Genomic DNA, 18,354 nt, shown 5'->3' on the forward strand with positions numbered 1-18,354 from the left:
AACCTTTAAAACGCATTCGGCCGGTAAAACTGCAGGAACGCATGGTTGAGTGATGCATAGCATCCGCGGCTGACCGGAATTTTTGTTCCGTCCGACAAGAGACATTCCGTCCGCGTGATCCGCTCCACATGAGCGAGATTCACAAGATAACTCCGGTGTGCGGCCGCAAAACATTCCCCCGTCTCACCAGAAGCCTGCCATGCGGCAGAAAGTTCTTCGCGGAACTCCGACAGATTTTTCTTAAAAGTTTCCATTCCGGCGGCTGTATGCAGCGTCAGATAATGATTATCGGATTCCACAAAAAGCAGGTCGGAGAGAAACAGCTTCTGCGTCTCCCCGCCAAGTGAAAGCAGCAGATGCGGCTTTTCCTGTCCGCGCATCGCCTGCAGCTCCTCGAGCAGCGGAAACAGTGTATCCTCTGTCACCGGCTTTAAGAGATACCGGAACGCCTGCACCTCATATCCTTCGAAAACATATTCTTTATGATTCGTCAGAAAGAGAATCGGCACCTCACTGTCCGTTTCACGGATTTTCCGCGCCAGCGCCATGCCGTCCATTCCGCCGAGATCAATATCGAGAAAGATGAGATCAAACGGATACGAGCCGGGATACTGGAACAGAAAAGCGGCGGAGTCTGAAAAGGCTTCCACGGTCAGAGGAAGCCTTTTTCGCTCCGCAAAGGTGCGGAGCAGCAGTTCCATCCGGGAACGCTGCGCCGGTTCATCTTCGCAGTAAGCAATTCTCATGTTATTCACCCAAACATTTTTTGAAGAAGTTATCGTAAACGGTAATCATTTCCTCGGTCCAGAATGCTGCACCGCCGTGGTCTGCGCCGCGAAGAAGATACAGCTGTACATCTTTTCCGGCATCCTTTAATGCGTGGTAGAGATCGACACTCTGCTGGCAGAACACCATCGTGTCCTTGGTGCCGTGTGCGATCAGCATCGGCGGGAAATCCTCGTTCACGTATGTTTTGGAGCAGGCTGCCTTAGCCTCCTCAAGATGCTCGGTGATGTCATAGCCCATCAGCATGCCCTCCGGGCTGTCTGGTTTCTGATGGTTCAGCGTTATCGGATAGCCGTACGGCAGTGTCACATCAACAGCTCCGTACAGATCGATAATACCGCATACCTCGCAGCTTTCCTCATTGATCGGCTCGTCAAGTTTTCCGCTCTTTGCGGTCATGCCGGCAACGGAAGAAACCTGTCCGCCGGAAGAATCTCCCATCAGGAACATCTGCGATGGATTCAGCTTGTATTCCTCCGCATGCGCACGCAGAAAACGTACCGCATTTTTTGCGTCGATGATCTGCGCTGGGAAATGTGCGATTCCGCTGTGACGGTATTCGACGATTGCAACAACGTAGCCGCGCTGCGCCAGACGGGCGATCATGCCGACCTTCTGGTAGACATACTGTTTCATCCAGGCGGATCCCTGAATAAATGTGATGCACGGCCAGGTGCGCTCCGGGTGCGCCATCTGGAATGGTGTGAAAATTTCCAGATGAAGATTGTGCGCCTCGTCGTAGACAACTTCATGCGCATAGCGGATCTCAATTTCCTCTCCGGTCACCGGAATTTCCACGGCGCCGTCTACCGCGTCTGTGTAGTCCGGCATTGTCTCATACGTGTAGTTTGATGGTTCAATGATCATGTGTAAAAACCTCCTTTTTCTAAAACCCCTTTTTCGGTCCGAAACAGCAATCCACAGGATTTACAATTTCTTCGACTCCTCATATGATTTTAACTCGGAAAGCGCCTCACCTGCAAGTGGATACAGTGCAATAATGTTGAAAATTGTCATCAGCCCGATACCGACATCACCGAGATCCCACACAAACGTGTAAGCGGCAATTCCTCCGATAAACAGCATCACAAGTGCCAGAACCTTGTAAGCGGTCTGGAAACACCACTTGTCACCGAACAGGTAGGCAACGTTGCTTCTTGCATAGAACAAAATGCCAAGGAACGTGGAAAAGCTGAACAAAAACAGCGTAAGTGCGATAAAAATCACACCGAATTTTCCCAGATGATACTGCATGGCGGTCTGCAAGAGATCCATGCCGGAAAGGCCATTAATCAGATCCTTTGGTGCAAGCAGCATAATCATTGCGGTGCAGCTGCAGATGACGATTGTGTCAACAAAAACGCCGAGCGCCTGTACAAGGCCTGCTTTGGCCGGGCGGTCACATTCTGCGGCGGCAGCGGCGCATGGAGCGGAGCCGGAACCGGCTTCATTCGAAAACAGACCACGCTTTACACCGTTCATCAGAACAGCACCAAAACCGCCGGCTGCCATCTGACGAAGTCCGAAGGCTTCCTCAAAAATGCGTGCAAACACAGAAGGAATCTGACGGAAGTTGACTGCGATGATAAACAGTGTGATAAAGAAATAGCAGACTGCCATGACAGGAACTACAAAATCCAGCACCTTTACGGTTGCATTTTTCCGCAGTACGATGATTGCAGAAAGAATCACCAGCATGATACTGGTGTAAAGCGGCGGAATGGAAAATGCATTTTTAAAAGAAGAAGCTACGGAATTGCTGATTACCTGACTGATGCCGCACCAGCAGATCAGGCCGGCAATGGCGAACAGGACAGCCGGCAGAACGTATCGTTTTTTCTTCTTGAGGTGGTCTTCAACCAGATCGTGAATGTAGTAGGCAGGACCGCCGCGGTAGCCGCCGTACAGAGGATCTTCTTCTTTGTGAAGCTGTGCGAGCGTAGCTTCGATAAACGCGGTAGACGAGCCGATGATAGCCGTCACCCACATCCAGAACACAGCACCTGCGCCTCCGGCGGAGACTGCAGCGACAACGCCGACCAGATTTCCCATACCGACACGCGTTGCGGTGGAAACGATCAGTGTCTGAAAAGAAGAAAGGCTGCTTTTTTCATTTTTCTTTTCCGACAGGGCACGGATCATGTCCGGGAACAGACGGATGGGAAGGAAACGTGTCCGGATCGTAAAATAGATGCCAGTTGGGATCAGCAGAAGAATCAGAAGGGAGATTCCGAGACTGCCGCCGCCCGGGAGCGGAATCGTAAAAAGATCGCCCCAGAGAAAGTTGTAGACTGTGGTGATGAGATTGACAATCATGTTTTCAAAAACCCTCATTTCAAAATATTTGCGGCACTGTGAAACGTCAAAGCATAAAAGCACCGTTACCTGCTATTATATCGGTTTCTGTTTGGAATGTAAAGAAGGGAAGAGAAAAGATAAGAGGCAAATATCAGCTTTTTCCGAAACCAGAAAAAGTTGATATCTGCCTCTTAAAAATTTTTCAGTCGTATCAAAAGATCAGCCTGCGAGATGCAGCATCTCGATCAGGAACAGCCAGCTCAGGCCATAGAATGTAACAACAGCGACAAGGTCGTTGACCGTCGTGATGAGCGGACCGGAAGCAACCGCCGGATCGATGTGGATCTTTTTGAAGAACAGCGGAATGCAGGTGCCGACTGCACTGGAAATCAGCATTGCCAGCAGCAGTGCGATGCCGATGCAGGCGGAAACGGAAAATGCGAACATCATGGTCTTTCCCTTGAATAAGAAGATGAAAAGTCCGATGACAGCAAAGGACAGAACACCAAGCAGAAGACCATTGCAGAAACCGATGCGCATTTCCTTGAAAACAAGCTGTAATTTCTGTTTTCCGGTCAGGGACTCATCCATCAGGACACGGATGGTAACAGCCAGGGACTGGGTACCAACGTTTCCGGCCATGTCAAGGATCAGGGACTGGAAGGTCATGATGATCGGAAGGGTTGTGACAACCTGTTCGAAAATACCGACTACAGAAGAAACCAGCATGCCAAGACCGAGCAGGATGATCAGCCATGGAAGACGTTTTTTCATACTGTCTTTTAACGGCTCTTTTAAATCCTCCTCTGCGGTCAGACCTGCGAACATCGCGTAGTCCTCACCCATCTCATCATCAACCAGGTCGATGATGTTTGATGATGTGATGACACCGAGCAGGCGGTTGTCATTGTCGAGGACCGGAATAGAATCCTCGGAATAATCCTTCAGTTCTTCGATACACTCGTTGATCGGCTCCTCTGCATATACGTACGGGTAAGAAGTTACGGTCAGATCCTCGAGCGTCTCGTCGCGTCTTGCGATGATCAGGTTTTTCAGATCGATCGCTCCGTAAAATTTCTGCTGCGCATTGACAACAAAGATGGTAGAGATGTTGTCGTTCTTTGCGGCCTGATCGATCAGGCTGCTCATCGCCTGTTTGACATTCAGATCCTCGCGGATGATGATGCAGTTTGTCGTCATGCGGCTGCCGATTTCATCTTCATCGAAGGAGGCGATCATCTCAATATCGTGGCGTACTTCCGGATCGAGCAGTTCGATCAGAAGTTTTTTCTTTGCTTTGTCGAGTTTCTGCAGAACCTCGGCCAGTGCATCGGTCTCCATTTTGGAGAGGATGGAAGCGGCTTTTTTGACATCCATCTCTTCGAGGTACTCGGCTACGTTGTCGGATTCAGCATACTCAAAAATATCGGACAGCATGTCCGTGTCCAGAATGCGGTACAGTTTGCATCGCTCCGGAACCGTTAAAAGCGGCAGAACATCTGCCAGGTCATTTTCGTGGTAATCTTCCAGGCGGCTGCCCATGACAGCCGGAGAAGAGTTACTGCGGATTGTATCCAGGATCTCCTGGGTATAATCCTGTACTCGTTTTTCCATTTTTTCGTTATCCTCCATTCTTTTTTTTGACAGCAGAAAAAAACATGCGTGCTGTCGGTGCGAAAAAGCATGTTGGAACCCTCACAGGGCAGTAAAAGCACACGAAAAAAGAACCAGAGAATTACGTTTCAAAACTGGTTTGGATCATGTGTCTTACTTCGGGTTTTCATAGGATAAGAAGGGAAAATATTTAAGATTAAAGCAGGACAGAAGGATGGCCGTCATCCTGCATATTTTCCGGTTCCCGTCCTATGCTGGTACTTCGCCCATGAGAATCACAACTATCCATTCTGTTCACCTGCCTTTTTTTAGAAATTTTTTGATCAAACAGCCGTTTTTGCCGGTCTGTTTCGCTTGAAATACGGGATTCAAAAATCATCCCTCAAGTATTCTAACTGCTTTCCAGAAAAAAATCAATTCCTATTTTGGTAAAATTTTCGCAACATTCTTATCTCGTTTCTGTTTCTCCTCGTAAAGCATTGCATCCGCATGCGCGAGCATCTCCTGAAGTGTGGATTCCGTATCGCCGGGAAGCAGATAAAAGCTGGTGGAAACGGTAATATTATATGCTTTTTCGCTCGTTCTATTAAAGAGGTCGAAAGCAGAGTGCAGGGTCCGATACAGATCCACGGACATCGCTGCGCCAGAGCACGGCACAAGGCATACAAATTCATCGCCGCCGATGCGTCCGCAGACACCGCGTTTCCCGAAGGAATCCTGCAGAAACTGTCCGGTGAGGCGGATAGAGAAGTCCCCTTCTTCATGGCCGTACCGGTCATTGATAATCTTTAAATTATTGAGATCCGCATAGACGGCAAGCAGGATGTGCTAAGAAAATAATTGCAATTGTCTAAAAAATGTTTGAGCTCTGAATTCACAGACAAAACTTTATAGAAACTTAAGATTTTCCTTTGCGGACCTAAAGATTCCTTTGGTACAGTAAGGATGAAAACAAAAGACATCTGGCAACTTGAGGGAATTTGCGGTACAATCATCTTTGAATCATGTGGGAGGTCCGGCGCGGAAAAAAGTGCCGGAAAAGAAAAAATGAAAGGTGGAGAAAGAAGAAATGTACAACATTTTAGTATGTGATGATGATAGAGAGATTGTAGACGCCATTGAGATTTATCTGACCCAGGAGGGCTATCATGTGCTGAAAGCATATGACGGCATGCAGGCCATCCAGATGCTCGAGAGGGAGGAGATTCAGCTGCTGATTATCGACGTCATGATGCCGAAACTGGACGGCATCCGTGCGACGCTGAAAATCAGGGAAAAGAGCAGTATTCCGATCATTATTCTGTCCGCAAAATCAGAGGATGTGGACAAAATTCTGGGACTGAACATCGGCGCGGATGATTACGTGACGAAGCCGTTCAATCCGCTCGAGCTGGTGGCGAGGGTGAAATCTCAGCTGCGGCGCTACACGAAACTTGGAAATCTTCCGGCGGACGACGAAGAAAATGTGTATCAGGTCGGGGGTCTTCTCGTCAACGACGATTTAAAAGAAGTCAGCGTCGAGGGCGAACCAGTCAAACTGACCCCGATCGAATACAACATTCTCCTGCTGCTGGTAAAAAATCCAGGCAAGGTATTTTCGATTGAACAGATCTACGAGAGCATCTGGAACGAGGAGGCGATCGGTGCGGACAACACCGTTGCGGTCCACATCCGTCACATCCGTGAGAAAATCGAAATCAACCCGAAGGAGCCGCGCTATCTGAAAGTTGTATGGGGAATTGGGTATAAGATTGAGAAACAATAATAAGGAGTGAATAATTGTGAAAGAACGAAAACTCTACAGCCTGACGGGGAAGCTGATCGTTTTTCTTCTGCTGATCGTTTTTGCCGCCAGTGCGCTGTTCGGGGGCATTCAGACACTGATGCTTTCCAGCGTCGGCCTGACGCCGAATGCGGCAGCAAAAAAGTATGCGTTTGAAGAAACCACCGCATGCGGCACACTGGTGCAGCGGCAGCTTCATAACGTCATGAGCTACTATAATGATATGAGTAAATTCGGCACAAACGGTCGATACGACGGAACAAAAGAGATTGATTACCGTGCTTTTGCAACCGATGGAGAGGGAAGCGGCGGGATAAGTACAACGTACACCATTGACCAGCTTGTCAAGATGTACGATGACGGCAGCAGCGCAGACCTCAATGAGGTGGCAGCGTATACTGCGGACAATTATGCGACGAACGATGCCGGAATTGACAAAGAAGCCTATCTTGCATACGAAGATGGAACTGACGTGAGCCAGGAAACAGAAGAGACGGATGTAGCCGCACTCACCGAAGAAGTGAGCGCGGCAGATGCAGAGACGTTTGACAGCTTTTCCCCGGACGGCGAGGTCTACTTTCCTTCCGATAATGCAGTGAAAAGCCTGAAAGAGAAAAAAATTGATCCTGCTGATGTTTCCTCCCAGTTTTTGTATCTATACGATCAGGGAATGAGCCTGGAAACGCAGAAAACGAAAGCGGGAACGTACCTCTATGAGTACGCGGCGGCAAATCTGAAAAAGGTATCCATCCGCGATCTGTACATGACACTTTCCGGGGTCACGGAAGAAGTTGCTGCTTTTAAAAACCAGGAGAGCGGCATCAGCGTCGATGCGGACGATGCCAATCTCTGGTACTGTCTGGAGGATAAAGAAGGAAATATCTATACGAATGTGGATTCCTGGAAAAATGGTTACACAACAGCCATTGCGCAGAAATCGTCCTATCCGTTCGCCTTTGTTGTTGACCGGACCGGCGGTGCCGACAAAGTCCGTTCTTATGCAACAAGAAAAAACAGCCCGGCCGTGGAAGCAGCGAGAAGCTATTTGCTGAACAATCAGATTGCAGATAATTATCAGAAGATCTTTGTTGCACTGGATCCGGATCTGGCAGCAAGCGACTATTTCTCCCAGTACAGTGAGATCTACAGCCAGTGGCTTCCGAAAATGCAGCTCCTTCTTCTGATGATTGCAGTTGGCGGAATCGGAACGCTGGTCTGCCTGGTCCTGTTCACACTGCAGGCAGGAAGAAATGGAAAAAACAAAGAAATCCGCCTTTACTTTTTCGATCAGTGGTACACGGAAATCGCAGCTGCAGCCGCCATCCTGATTGTGATGGGAGCAGTTGGAATCGTTGCTGTCTGCATCGAACTTTCCTACGGCGGCGTTCATTATATCCAGAATTTTGACGGAAACTACATCTACAGCGGATCCTATGGAAATGAAGCAGATACATGGCGAAGCCTGGTGGCCGCATCGGGCATTCTCGCCGGATTTCTGATCACACTGATTCCGTACTGCTCACTGGTGCGCCGGATCAAAGCACGCAACGTCTGGAAACAGTCGTTTTTGTACTGCGTCGGCCACCGGATCGTGTCTGCCGGAAGAACCTTCTATGAAGGCAGACAGGAGTCGGAGCGAACGATCCTTATGTTCTGCGTTTTCTGCGGCGTGCAGATCATTCTCTGCTGCGGCTTCGGAATGTTCGGCGTATTCCTTACCCTGGTGATGGATGCCGCAGTGCTGCTTCTTCTGCTGCGCGAGGCATCCGGAAGAAAACAGATTGAACATGGCTTAAAAGAGATTGCTGCGGGCGATCTGGATTACAAGATTGACCTGACGGAGCTGCAGGGGGAAGACAACCTTCAGCTTGCCGGAATTGTCAATTCGCTCGGAGAGGGAATGAAAGCGGCAGTGCAGGAGCAGATGAAGAGCGAGCGCTTAAAAGCGGATCTGATCACGAACGTATCACACGATATCAAGACACCGCTTACTTCTATTATTAATTATGTCGATCTGCTGAAACGGGAAAATATTGAAAACGAGAAAGCGAAAGATTATATCCGCGTACTCGACGAAAAATCACAGCGCCTGAAACAGCTGACGGAGGACCTTGTCGAGGCATCGAAGATCAGTTCCGGAAACATTAAACTGGAATTTATGAACCTGAACCTGAACGAACTTGTACAGCAGGTGAACGGAGAGTTTACCGAGCGGTTTGAAAGCCGTAATCTTGATCTGATCTGTATTCTTCAGCCGGAGCCGCTTCTGATCTGTGCGGACAGCCGCCGCATCTGGCGTGTGCTGGAAAACCTGTACGTAAATGTCTGCAAATATGCCATGCCGGGAACACGGGTTTATGTGGATGCCATCAAAAAAGACGGAAAGATTCAGTTCTCGATTAAGAACATTTCCGAGAACCCGCTGAACTTCCAGGCAGATGAACTGACGGAGCGTTTTATCCGCGGCGATGTCAGCCGGAGCACCGAGGGCAGCGGCCTGGGTCTTTCAATCGCAAAGAACCTGACGGTATTGCAGCATGGAAGCTTCAACATTTATCTGGACGGCGACCTGTTCAAGGTTACGATTACGTTTGATGAAGCTGTAAAGGAGAAAAAACCGATGCCTCCGATGATCGTACCGGAAGCGGTACAGGAGGAAGCACAGCAGGATGCCTGAGAAGTGTTGAAAAATAAAAGAGAATAGAAAACGACAACTCCCCGCCGGGAAACACGCAGCAGATGCGGTTCCCGGCGGGGAGTTGTTTATGAAATGCATTTTATTTATTCGTTTGTTTCATCTGTTTCTGTCTGTTCAGCCGGGCTTGCAGATTCCTCTTCCGAAGCAGTTTCTGCAGCATCGGTAGTTTCAGCCGGAGTAGCGTCATCGGAACGTTCAGTCAGCGGGCTTGGTCTGTCCATTGCTTCAAGTGCGCGTAAGGACTCTTCTTCCGGGGTCAGAACCTCGTTCTCTTCTTCCGGCATATAATATGGAAAGATCTTGTTCACGAAGAACCAGGAGCATCCAAGTGCCACAGAAGAAAAGCCCAGAAGGAACATCAGAAGAATCAGATAGCTGACAATCTTTGTCGTGGAGAATACATAGATCAGCAGCGGACAGAGATTGACGAGCAGGATCATGATGGTCCACGGCAGGTGGCGGATTGCCATCAGGATGGAGTTCTTGATCGTGTTTTTTACAGTATTGTCAAAGCGGCTCAGTACCGGAAATACATAGGAAAGTACCATGGCCTCGAAAAAGATCAGTACCAGGAAAACAAAACGCAGGTAGGTGATGGTACCCGGCATTTTCATGACCAGCAGAAGATCAAGAATCAGAACAATCAGAACCGCCAGCAGGATGAGCCAGATGGCAGTTGCCTGCTTGAAGTTTTCGCGGAAGGATTTCCAGTAGGTACGGAAGATATACGTCTCCTCATTTTTGATCATCTTCAGCGTGACGTAGTACATTGCTGTGAAATTGGCGCCGATTGTCACAATCGGGATACACATAATAAGGAAAATAATGTTCAGCATCATCAGGTCGAAGACACGGCCCATAATCTGCGAGAACTTACTGTCCAGGCTGAAAAAACTCATAATTTGTTCCTCTTTTCTGTTGAATTAAGTGTGCCGCCGATTAACGTTCCGGCTGGCAGACATCATAGAAAAGTATAGCGAATTTTTCAGAAAAATGCAATGAAGAGAATATAAACTTTTCGTTTCGTCATTTTGTATAAGAGTGAACATTTTGTTTGTGCAAAGTGGACAGAAGAGAACGGTTCGAGAAAATCCGAAAGCAGAATTGCCAATCTGCCGGAGGAAAGTTTGTGTAATTGTGGCATGGTCGAATGCGGGTAGAAAAGGTATACTAGTCCCATAAGTAAGAGAGATGCAAATGCAAAACTCATAATAAAACGCATGATGTTCATTTAGGGAGGATTCAAAAATGGCAAGTTTATCTTTACAGCACATTACAAAAAGATATCCGAACGGTTTTGAAGCAGTAAAAGACTTCAACCTGGAAATCGCTGACAAAGAGTTTATCATCTTCGTAGGACCATCTGGATGTGGTAAATCTACAACACTTCGTATGATCGCAGGTCTTGAGGAGATCTCCGATGGTACTCTGAAAATTGACGATAAAGTAGTAAACGATGTAGAGCCGAAAGACCGTGATATCGCAATGGTATTCCAGAACTACGCTCTGTATCCGCACATGACCGTATATGATAACATGGCATTCGGTCTGAAACTGAGAAAAGTTCCGAAAGATCAGATCGACAAACAGGTTAAAGAAGCAGCTAAAATCCTTGACCTGGAGAAACTGCTTGACCGTAAACCGAAAGCTCTTTCCGGTGGTCAGAGACAGCGTGTTGCTATGGGACGTGCCATCGTACGTGATCCTAAAGTATTCCTTATGGACGAGCCTCTGTCAAACCTGGATGCAAAACTTCGTGTACAGATGCGTACCGAGATTTCCAAACTGCATGAGAGACTGGGCGCTACCATCATCTACGTAACACATGACCAGACCGAGGCTATGACACTTGGTACCAGAATCGTTGTTATGAAAGACGGAGTTGTTCAGCAGGTAGATACCCCGCAGAACCTGTACAACGCACCGGGCAACCTGTTCGTTGCAGGATTCATCGGATCTCCGCAGATGAACTTCCTGGATGCAAAAGTAAAAGTTAACGGAAACGACGTTACTCTTACTGTTGGTAAATACAACATGAAACTGCCGGCTTCCAAAGCAAAAGCTGTTATCGACGGCGGATATGACGGAAAGACCGTTGTTATGGGTATCCGTCCTGAGAACGTACATGATTCTCAGATGTTCATCGAAACTTCCAAAGACAGCGTAGTTGAGTGCAAGATCAACGTATACGAGCTGTTAGGTGCAGAAGTTTACCTGTACTTCGATTGCGAAGGCTTCCCAATGACAGCCCGCGTAGATCCTCGTACAACTGCAAGAAGCGGTGATACCGTTAAATTTGCTCTGGATATGGAGAAAGTTCATCTGTTCGACAAAGAGACAGAGATCACCATTACCAACTAATCCATATGAACATCAGCGCGTATGCGCAAACATAGAGAAAAGGATCGACATCCGTTCGGATGCCGGTCCTTTTTGCATATGGTTACAGTTCACTGGTTTCCAGCGAACTGTAACATTCGCAGCCCTCATTTAAAGTTTTGCTTCGCAAAAGGAGGGCTGCTCACGCCTGAATCACTTTCTTACGCAGCGAAACAGCAAGTGTTTCACTGCTGAGTGAACAGTAACTGCATATGCACGACCCTCCTTTTGCGAAGCAAAAAATAGTTGCCAATGAGAAAAAAATAAGCTATAGTTATAAATAAGATGCACCCTGGAGTAAAATGCGCCAGGAGAAAGGAAGTGGCAGATTTGGTATCAAGTCAGGTATTACAGAAAACCCTTGATGAATTAAGAAATATTACGAGAATTGATTTATGTGTGACGAATACGGATGGTGTTCTGCTGGTGACCACATTCCCGGAAACCGCGATTGATGCAGAAAGCATCCGTTCTTTTGTATTATCCGCTGCGGACAGCCAGATTGTACAGGAATATCATTATTTTAAAGTATATGACAACCAGAACGTAGAGTACATTCTGATCTCCAAAGGCAGCAGCGATGACGCTTACATGATCGGAAAAGTTGCAGTATGCGAGATTCAGAACCTCATCATTGCATACAAAGAGCGTCTGGACAAAAACAATTTTATCCAGAATCTTCTTCTTGACAACCTCCTTCTGGTGGATGTCTATAACCGTGCGAAAAAGCTGCGCATCGACACCGACGTGCGCCGCGTTGTTTTCATGGTAGAAACGAAGATGGAAAAAGACATCAGCGCGCAGGAAACCGTAAAGAGCCTGTTCGCATCGAGACCGAAGGATTTTATCACCGCGGTCGATGAGAAGAGTATTATTATTGTAAAAGAACTGAAAGACACCGACACCTTCGAGGATATGAACCAGACCGCAAGAATGCTGGTGGATATGCTGAATGCGGAGGCCATGTCCCAGGTGCGCGTTTCCTACGGAAATCCGGTCAACGAGATCAAGAGTGTATCGCGTTCTTACAAAGAGGCGAAGATGGCACTCGAAGTAGGAAAAATTTTCTACGCAGACAAAAACGTGGTACCGTACAACAACCTCGGCATCGGCCGTCTGATCTATCAGCTCCCGATTCCGCTGTGCGAAATGTTTATGACCGAAGTCTTCGGCGAAAATCTGCCGGATACGTTCGATGAGGAAACACTGACCACAATCAATAAATTTTTTGAAAATAACCTGAATGTGTCCGAGACATCCCGTCAGCTCTATGTACACAGAAATACTCTGGTGTACCGTCTGGAGAAGCTCGAGAAGAGCACAGGACTCGACATTCGTAAATTTGACGATGCGCTGACCTTTAAAATTGCCATGATGGTCGTAAGCTACATGACGTATATGAACAACAGCGAAAATCTGTAAAACCGTTCAGAGCCGTACAGGATTGCGGGAGTGCAAAGCACGGAGCAATCCGGGTATCGAAGGGGTCAAAAGACTTTTTGACCCTAACATTTTATCAACAACAAGAGGAGAGGAACGACATGATTGAATTACTGAACACAGGTGCATACCTTGTCAACGGAATCGACATCATCCCGGATACAGAAGAAGGCCGCGCGGAACTCAAAGCGCGTACCGGCGCTGTGCCGTGTCCGGCGGATGCTGCAAAAGAAACCATTGCCTATGGAATCTTAAAAGACCACAATGTTTCCGGCAACATGGAAAATCTGCAGATCAAATTTGACAAACTTACATCGCATGACATTACTTTTGTTGGAATCATTCAGACCGCGCGCGCGTCAGGACTGGAAAAATTCCCGGTACCGTACGTGCTGACCAACTGCCACAACTCCCTTTGCGCAGTCGGCGGAACCATCAACGAAGATGACCACATGTTTGGTCTTACCTGTGCGAAAAAGTACGGCGGCGTCTATGTACCGCCTCATCAGGCAGTAATTCATCAGTTTGCCCGCGAGATGCTTGCCGGCGGCGGAAAAATGATCCTCGGATCCGATTCCCACACCCGTTACGGTGCACTCGGAACCATGGCCATGGGTGAGGGCGGACCGGAGCTGGTAAAACAGCTTCTCTCCAAAACATATGATATCGCTATGCCGGGAGTGATCGCAATTTACATGACAGGCGCACCGCAGCCGGGCGTAGGACCGCAGGATATTGCACTTGCCATCATCGGTGCAGTCTTTGCAAATGGTTACGTAAAGAACAAAGTTATGGAGTTCGTAGGACCTGGCGTATCTTCCTTAAGCGCAGATTACCGGATCGGTGTGGACGTTATGACAACCGAGACAACGTGTCTGTCCTCCATCTGGAGAACCGATGAGAAGATCAGCGAGTTCTATCAGATCCACGGCAGAAGCGCAGATTACAAAGAGCTGAATCCTGGCGCGGTTGCTTACTATGACGGCGTTGTAAAAGTAGAACTCGACAAGATCAAACCGATGATCGCGATGCCGTTCCATCCGAGCAATGTTTATACCATTGAAGAGCTGAAAGCAAACCTCGATGACATCCTGAACGATGTAGAGAAGAAAGCAGCCATCAGCCTCGACGGAAAAGTTCCGTTCACTCTGAAAAATAAAGTACACGACGGAAAACTCCTGGTAGACCAGGGAATCATTGCAGGATGCGCCGGCGGCGGATTTGAGAACATCTGCGACGCAGCCGATATCCTGAAAGGCCACAGCATTGGCGACGATGCGTTCACCTTAAGTGTTTACCCGGCAAGTACCCCGATCTATATGGAGCTGGCAAGAAACGGAAAACTGGCAGACCTTTTGGAAACCGGTGCGATCGTAAAAACCGCATTCTGCGGACCGTGCTTCGGCGCAGGCGATACTCCGGCAAACAATGCGTTCTCAATCCGTCACTCCACCAGAAACTTCCCGAACCGCGAGGGATCCAAGATCCAGAACGGCCAGATTTCTTCCGTTGCCCTGATGGATGCACGTTCCATTGCAGCAACCGCAGCAAACAAGGGATTCCTGACCGCAGCAGACGAGTTCACCGGAACATACACGAAACCGGCATACCACTTCGACAAGAAGATTTACGAGAACCGTGTCTTCGACAGCAAGGGTGTGGCAGATCCGTCTGTAGAAATCCAGTTCGGACCGAACATCAAAGACTGGCCGGCTATGCCGCAGCTTGCCGAGAACCTGATTCTGAAGGTTGTTTCCGAGATCCACGATCCGGTTACGACAACCGACGAGCTGATTCCATCCGGCGAGACTTCTTCCTTCCGTTCCAACCCGCTCGGACTGGCAGAGTTCACCCTGTCAAGAAAAGATCCGGCTTACGTGGGACGTGCAAAAGAAGTACAGGTCGCAGAGAAAGCCATCCAGGAAGGAAACTGCCCGGCAGAGGCACTTCCGGAACTGAAACCGGTCTTCGCAGCCATCCATACCCAGTACCCGGATATCGACAAGACAAACGTCGGTGTCGGATCCACCATCTTCGCTGTAAAACCGGGCGACGGCTCTGCGCGTGAGCAGGCAGCTTCCTGCCAGAAGGTATTAGGCGGCTGGGCAAACATCGCCAACGAGTATGCAACGAAGCGCTACCGCTCCAACCTGATCAACTGGGGCATGCTTCCATTCCTGATCCCGGAGGGAGATCTGCCGTTTACAAACGGAGATTACATCTTTGTACCGGAGATCCGCAAGGCAGTGGAAGAGAAAGCCGATGTGATCAAAGCGTACGTTGTAAAAGACGGAGCACTTGTTCCGTTCGAGATGACGTTAGGCGCGCTGACCGATGATGAGAGAGAAATCATCCGCAAGGGATGCCTGATCAACTATTATAGAGGATAAGTATTTGAGAAAGAGCTGTGTGGCAGAAGAAAAGTCTGTTTCATAGCTCTTTTTCTGCGCACTTATTTGAAACAAAATATCAGAAAACAATATAAAATTCAGAAAATAAACACAATAATTAAGAAAAGAAAAAGCGATATAAAAAAATAATAAAAATATTTTAAAAATGTGTTGACAAATACTGGCGGATCTGTTATATTAAAATCACAAAGAAACAAGAAAACAAAAACCTAACCAAGAGGTACAAAGAGAAAGACTTGGGACCCCCTTTTCAAGAGAACAAACCATTTTCATAGAAAGAGACGAGAAATCTTCTATAGAAGAATGGAAAAAAAGGGAAAAGGAAGATGTTCTTAAGATGAGAGACTTCCGAAAGGAAAGAAAACCTGAGATAAAGATCCATACAAAAGAAGTTCGAAAGAAAACCTTTTGATAAACATGAGATCAGAGCAGATCTTAGGAAATCCTAAGGAAAAGATTTTCGGAGTGGAAATCTTAACCGCAAAGGAAAAGCCTCTGAAAAAGAACATCTTCCCGAAAAAAAGAAAATCTACAACAGGGAAATGGAAGAGAAACGATCTTTGAAATATCAAACGAAAGCGAAAACAAAGATCACAGATCGGTAAAGAAAGAAAACCAGTGAAAATCCTTGAAAGTAGAGAAAAAACTGAATATGGAAAATAAAGAAAAAGCGGTCGCTGTATCAGAAAAAATGATTGGTATGGCGATCGCTTTTTGTGTTGTGTAATTCGTCCGCCGGGCATGTTTTTCTTGACAGATGCGGCGGAAATGGTGCATACTTCTTAAAGCATAACAGCGGAGAAATCCGTGTATCGAAAATAAGAAGTCAGAACAGGAGAAGAAAGTGGCTGGATTTTGCAGAGAAGATATTTTAATGGAAGATAACGATATTCTTGTTGTTCACAAGCACGCGGGTATGGCAGTGCAGAATGCGCGGATGGGACAGATGGATCTGGAGCATGCGCTGCTGAATTATTTGGCGAAGCAGGCAAGGGCGGAAACACCGGGTCAGGCGCGGACTCAGATTCCATATCTGGCGGTCGTTCACCGGCTCGATCAGCCGGTTGAGGGCGTGCTGGTGTTTGCGAAAAACAAAGACGCCGCAGGAAAACTGGGACGGCAGGTGAAGGACGGGACGATGAAGAAAGAGTATCTCGCCGTCTGTGAGGGAAAAATCGAAAAACAGGGCGTGCAGAAGTTTGAGGATTTCCTTGTAAAAGACGGACGGAGCAACACATCCCGCGTCGTACAGCCAGGCACCGCCGGAGCGAAAAAAGCGGTGCTGGAATATGAAGTGATAAGGACACAGGAGAACCGAACCCTGGTGCAGATCCACCTCGGAACGGGCCGCCACCACCAGATCCGCGTCCAGTTTTCCCATGCGGGATATCCGCTGGCGGGGGATGCAAAATATGGGGCGAAAGAGAAAGGATCTCTGGCGCTGTGCGCGCATCATCTCGAGCTGAAGCATCCGCGGACAGGCAAACGGCTTTCGTTTACCGTAAAACCAGAAGGTGAAATCTTCCACAGCTTTGTGTAACTATTCAGAGCTATGTGAAATTGCAAAAAAGTTCAGAAAATCATAAGAAAACAGGACTGGACTATTTTTACGGTTTGTGTATAATAGAGAAAGGTTATGTAACAAAACTGTAAAAAGTAATGGAAAATGATTCATCAGGCAAAGCAGAAAGGGAGAATTATGAAACGCAGAATGATTGCAGTACTGCTTTCCGGAATCCTGCTGTGCTCGGCAGCTGGATGCGGAAAAGAAGCAGTGACAGACAAGAGCACCGCAGCATCGTCGTCTCAGGAAGTGACAGAAACTCCGGCGGCAGAAGAAAGCCCGGAGGCCTCATCGTCCAGCGCAGATTCTACAGCAGAGTCAGCCAGTGCATCCACATCTTCTGAAAGCTCTGGAGATGAAGGAAAAGAAGCAGACAAAAAACGAATAGAAATCACCGTTCCGCACAAAGACGGCATGGAAGCATTGTACGACACCGTGGATGGACTTACCGTTGAAAAAGGCTCTTACATCGCCGTGGTTGCAAAAGACTTAAGTGCCGGTTTTTGGAAAGCCGTAAAAGCCGGTGCGCAGCAGGCACTTGACGATCTGAACGCCTCGCTTGGCTACACCGGAAACGACAAAGTTTATATGACATTTGAAGGCCCGGAAAATGAAAGTGACACCAACTCTCAGATCAATATCATCGACTCTGTCATTTCGGAAAATCCGGACGCGCTGATCCTTGGCATCATTGACCAGCAGTCGGGACAGGCACAGATGGAAGAGGCTTCCGACAGCCAGATTCCAGTCATCATCGCGGATTCCGGTATCGAGAGTGATCTGATCACCTCGACATGTGCGACTGATCACGCAGCGGCAGCAAAGCTTGCGGCAGATCATCTCTGTGAGGCCATCGGCAACAGCGGAGAGGTTGCGATTGTTGCACATCAGTACAACACCGAGAGCAGCGTAGAGCGCGTGGAAGCATTTAAAAAAGAGATCGAAGAAAAATATACCGATGTGAAAGTGGTTCAGGTGAATTACGGAGATGGAGAAGAATCCATCGCGGACATGCTGAAAAATACACTTGAAACCTACCCGGCTCTGAAGGGCATCTTCTGTACGAACGAAGACATGGCAGACCAGACGCTGGATGCGCTGGCAGATATGGAAAATACTGAGCAGATTCAGATTGTCGGTTTTGATTCCGGTGAAAAACAGCAGAAAGCGATCCAGGAGGGACGCGAGTACGGTACCGTAACGCAGAATCCGTACGGTCTTGGCTATGCGGCAATCGTGGCGGCCGTCCGCGCGATTCAGGGACTTCCGGTAGATCAGAAGATCGATACGGGATATCAGTGGCTCGACAAAGACACGATCGATCTGGAGACAAATCAGAAGTATCTTTATAACTGAAAATCAGGATAAAAAATGAACCCGG

13 protein-coding genes are annotated in these 18,354 nt (G+C 48.0%); 7 read left to right on the plus strand and 6 right to left on the minus strand.

The window, feature by feature from the left end; translation table 11 throughout:
• Window positions 1-5: 5 nt before the first annotated feature.
• The 5 genes from I2G42_RS04725 to I2G42_RS16955 all read right to left on the minus strand — a co-directional run bounded on the left by I2G42_RS04725 (window position 6) and on the right by I2G42_RS16955 (window position 5,523).
• Window positions 6-746 (minus strand): LytR/AlgR family response regulator transcription factor, encoded by a 741-nt coding sequence (locus I2G42_RS04725; protein WP_055219161.1) that lies wholly within the window; start codon window positions 744-746, stop codon window positions 6-8.
• Between the two features lies 1 nt (window position 747).
• Window positions 748-1,653, minus strand: coding sequence for an alpha/beta hydrolase (locus tag I2G42_RS04730; protein ID WP_055219163.1), 906 nt, complete (start codon window positions 1,651-1,653; stop codon window positions 748-750).
• Window positions 1,654-1,713: 60 nt separating this feature from the next.
• Window positions 1,714-3,102 carry an alanine/glycine:cation symporter family protein gene (locus I2G42_RS04735; protein WP_195530793.1) on the minus strand — a complete coding sequence of 463 codons (1,389 nt, stop codon included), beginning with the start codon at window positions 3,100-3,102 and terminating at the stop codon, window positions 1,714-1,716.
• 201 nt (window positions 3,103-3,303) lie between these two features.
• A complete protein-coding gene (mgtE, locus tag I2G42_RS04740; RefSeq protein WP_022461398.1) occupies window positions 3,304-4,698 on the minus strand; it encodes a magnesium transporter in 1,395 nt (464 codons plus the stop codon).
• 420 nt (window positions 4,699-5,118) lie between these two features.
• Window positions 5,119-5,523 carry a GGDEF domain-containing protein gene (locus tag I2G42_RS16955; protein WP_195530821.1) on the minus strand — a complete coding sequence of 135 codons (405 nt, stop codon included), beginning with the start codon at window positions 5,521-5,523 and terminating at the stop codon, window positions 5,119-5,121.
• Window positions 5,524-5,767: 244 nt separating this feature from the next.
• Here I2G42_RS16955 and I2G42_RS04750 point away from each other — a divergent pair, with 244 nt between their 5' ends.
• Together I2G42_RS04750 and I2G42_RS16665 are read left to right on the plus strand one after the other, a co-directional pair.
• A complete protein-coding gene (locus I2G42_RS04750; protein WP_195530794.1) occupies window positions 5,768-6,463 on the plus strand; it encodes a response regulator transcription factor in 696 nt (231 codons plus the stop codon).
• 16 nt (window positions 6,464-6,479) lie between these two features.
• The gene (locus I2G42_RS16665; RefSeq protein ID WP_195530795.1) at window positions 6,480-9,158 is read left to right on the plus strand and encodes a sensor histidine kinase; all 2,679 of its coding nucleotides are present in this window, start codon (window positions 6,480-6,482) and stop codon (window positions 9,156-9,158) included.
• A 104-nt stretch (window positions 9,159-9,262) separates the two neighbouring features.
• Here the strand turns inward: I2G42_RS16665 and I2G42_RS04760 are convergent, their stop codons facing one another.
• Entirely contained in the window at window positions 9,263-10,078 is an 816-nt protein-coding gene (locus I2G42_RS04760) for a YesL family protein (protein WP_207741837.1), read from the minus strand.
• Between the two features lie 349 nt (window positions 10,079-10,427).
• On the opposite strand from I2G42_RS04760, the gene I2G42_RS04765 reads away from it, so the two are divergent.
• From I2G42_RS04765 to I2G42_RS04785, 5 genes are all read left to right on the plus strand, one after another.
• Entirely contained in the window at window positions 10,428-11,540 is a 1,113-nt protein-coding gene (locus I2G42_RS04765) for an ABC transporter ATP-binding protein (protein WP_055219170.1), read from the plus strand.
• A 348-nt stretch (window positions 11,541-11,888) separates the two neighbouring features.
• Complete coding sequence (locus I2G42_RS04770) at window positions 11,889-12,980, plus strand: PucR family transcriptional regulator (protein WP_055226895.1); 1,092 nt, start codon at window positions 11,889-11,891, stop codon at window positions 12,978-12,980.
• Between the two features lie 119 nt (window positions 12,981-13,099).
• Window positions 13,100-15,388 (plus strand): hydratase, encoded by a 2,289-nt coding sequence (locus I2G42_RS04775; protein WP_022461535.1) that lies wholly within the window; start codon window positions 13,100-13,102, stop codon window positions 15,386-15,388.
• Between the two features lie 895 nt (window positions 15,389-16,283).
• Window positions 16,284-16,949: an RluA family pseudouridine synthase gene (locus I2G42_RS04780; RefSeq protein ID WP_055265689.1), complete on the plus strand. Its 666-nt coding sequence runs from the start codon at window positions 16,284-16,286 to the stop codon at window positions 16,947-16,949.
• 159 nt (window positions 16,950-17,108) lie between these two features.
• Window positions 17,109-18,329 carry an ABC transporter substrate-binding protein gene (locus I2G42_RS04785; protein WP_158568586.1) on the plus strand — a complete coding sequence of 407 codons (1,221 nt, stop codon included), beginning with the start codon at window positions 17,109-17,111 and terminating at the stop codon, window positions 18,327-18,329.
• Window positions 18,330-18,354 lie beyond the last annotated feature (25 nt).

The sequence above is a fragment of the Fusicatenibacter saccharivorans genome, assembly GCF_015557635.1.
Classification (GTDB): domain Bacteria; phylum Bacillota; class Clostridia; order Lachnospirales; family Lachnospiraceae; genus Fusicatenibacter; species Fusicatenibacter saccharivorans.

Excerpts from the sequence above, each read along its gene's own strand:
- I2G42_RS04785 (WP_158568586.1), top strand. The coding sequence starts at position 17,109 with ATGAAACGCAGAATGATTGCAGTACTGCTTTCCGGAATCCTGCTGTGC.
- mgtE (WP_022461398.1), bottom strand. The coding sequence starts at position 4,698 with ATGGAAAAACGAGTACAGGATTATACCCAGGAGATCCTGGATACAATC.
- I2G42_RS04750 (WP_195530794.1), top strand. The coding sequence starts at position 5,768 with ATGTACAACATTTTAGTATGTGATGATGATAGAGAGATTGTAGACGCC.
- I2G42_RS04730 (WP_055219163.1), bottom strand. The coding sequence starts at position 1,653 with ATGATCATTGAACCATCAAACTACACGTATGAGACAATGCCGGACTAC.
- I2G42_RS04725 (WP_055219161.1), bottom strand. The coding sequence starts at position 746 with ATGAGAATTGCTTACTGCGAAGATGAACCGGCGCAGCGTTCCCGGATG.
- I2G42_RS04765 (WP_055219170.1), top strand. The coding sequence starts at position 10,428 with ATGGCAAGTTTATCTTTACAGCACATTACAAAAAGATATCCGAACGGT.
- I2G42_RS04780 (WP_055265689.1), top strand. The coding sequence starts at position 16,284 with ATGGAAGATAACGATATTCTTGTTGTTCACAAGCACGCGGGTATGGCA.
- I2G42_RS04735 (WP_195530793.1), bottom strand. The coding sequence starts at position 3,102 with ATGATTGTCAATCTCATCACCACAGTCTACAACTTTCTCTGGGGCGAT.
- I2G42_RS04775 (WP_022461535.1), top strand. The coding sequence starts at position 13,100 with ATGATTGAATTACTGAACACAGGTGCATACCTTGTCAACGGAATCGAC.
- I2G42_RS04760 (WP_207741837.1), bottom strand. The coding sequence starts at position 10,078 with ATGAGTTTTTTCAGCCTGGACAGTAAGTTCTCGCAGATTATGGGCCGT.